The organism is Phytoactinopolyspora endophytica, from assembly GCF_004138495.1.
In the GTDB taxonomy this organism is placed as follows: domain Bacteria; phylum Actinomycetota; class Actinomycetes; order Jiangellales; family Jiangellaceae; genus Phytoactinopolyspora; species Phytoactinopolyspora endophytica.
This window is the reverse complement of the sequence record NZ_ML142852.1, coordinates 248192-249734: the sequence shown is the minus strand read 5'-3', so window position 1 is coordinate 249734 and position 1543 is coordinate 248192. Positions and strand designations below refer to the sequence as shown.

Annotated in this window: 2 protein-coding genes; both read left to right on the top strand. The window is 68.8% G+C overall.

What is annotated here, in order from left to right; translation table 11 throughout:
* Positions 1 to 1061: thiamine pyrophosphate-dependent enzyme (locus ELR45_RS37320; RefSeq protein WP_240759396.1), on the top strand; the 1061-nt coding region annotated here is incomplete at its 5' end.
* A 183-nt stretch (positions 1062 to 1244) separates the two neighbouring features.
* Positions 1245 to 1543, top strand: a 299-nt coding sequence (locus ELR45_RS09550; protein WP_165367635.1) for an ArsR/SmtB family transcription factor, incomplete at its 3' end; no start/stop codon positions are given.

Genomic DNA, 1543 nt, shown 5'->3' with positions numbered 1-1543 from the left:
GTGCGCGTTCGGGTCCGAACGCGCTGGTGGCCTACCGGCTGTTGCTGTCCCGGCCGGATCTCGGTGGACGGGTGCGCCGAGCCGTCGTCTTCGGGCATCCCACGTTGTCACGGCCGGTGGACGCGCTGCTGGCGCGGCGCGACGTCGAGGTGATCGTCGTCGCACCGAGCGGCACCTGGCCGGACGCCGCACGCAACGCCGCGCATGTGGTCGGCTTTGTCACGGTCGGCTCAGAGACGGGCGGGTCGTCGGCCTCGGACCGCGGTGCGGCCGGCCGCGTGGCCGCCGGCGAGGCGCTGGATGGGAGAGACTCCGGGGAGAAGATCGACGCGATCGGCGACGACTGGCTCAAGGGGTGGCAGGAAGCGGACCGTACTGCTCAGCGCGTGGTCGGCGACGTACTCGAGGCAGGGCCGCTGACCGGCCCGCTCGTCGCTCGCGAGGTGTGGGCTGCTGTGCGGCCGGGCGAGGCACTGGTGGTCGGCTCCTCGAACGCGATCCGTGATCTGGATCTGACCGCGAGCCCATTCGGCGCCGCGCAGCCGCTGACCGAAGAATCGGGACGTGGCGTGGCGGCTGACGAACTCGGGCCCGCCGTGTACAGCAATCGTGGACTGGCCGGGATCGATGGGACCGTGTCGACGGCTGCGGGTGTGGCGCTGGGCTCGGGCGAGACGACACGGGTGCTCCTGGGCGATCTTGCCTTCCTGCACGACATCGGCGGGCTGCTCATCGGGCCGCACGAGGAGGAACCCCGACTGCAGATCGTCGTCCTCAACGACGACGGTGGTGGGATCTTCACGCTGCTGGAGCACGGGGCACCGGCCTATGCGGACGTCTTCGAGCGGGTCTTCGGTACCCCGCACGGTGCCGATCTCGCGGCGCTGTGCAGGGGATACGGTGTCAGGCATTCGCGCATCGACGATTTCGACGAGCTGCGGTCCGCCCTGTCCGCGCCTGTGTCCGGCAGGTCTGTGATCGAAGTCACGTTGGACCGCTCCAGCCACCGTGACCTGCACGGCCAGATTCGTGCCTCTGTCGATGACGCCATCGGAGAATGAGGCTCTTCGGATTTCAGCGCGGCGACAAGACGTTCTCGAAGTCCCTGCCCGCCGCCGTCGCGCGTGCCGTCTCCGGGATACGCGTTTTCCGCAGCCGCTGATAAGGGTCACGATCGTCATCCGACAAGACTCGCGTGATTCCTCCGGCTTGACGCATGCCTATATCGGCATATGATGGAGTCCATGGCACGAGCAGCGACGACGTCGGACGTCTTCAACGCGATCGCCGAGCCGCAGCGCCGGGAGATCCTGGTGCTGTTGCGGGCGGGTGAACGGCCGGTGACCGAGTTGGCCGAAGAGCTGGGGATGACCCAGCCGAGGGCATCCAAGCACCTGCGGGTGCTCCGCGAGGTCGGACTGGTGCGGAACCGCACGGCGGGCAAACAGCGCCTATACGGCCTCGACGCCCGCGGGCTGCGGCCGGTCCACGAGTGGACCGGCGGGTTCGAGCGGTTCTGGAACGAGAGCTTCGACCGGCTGGA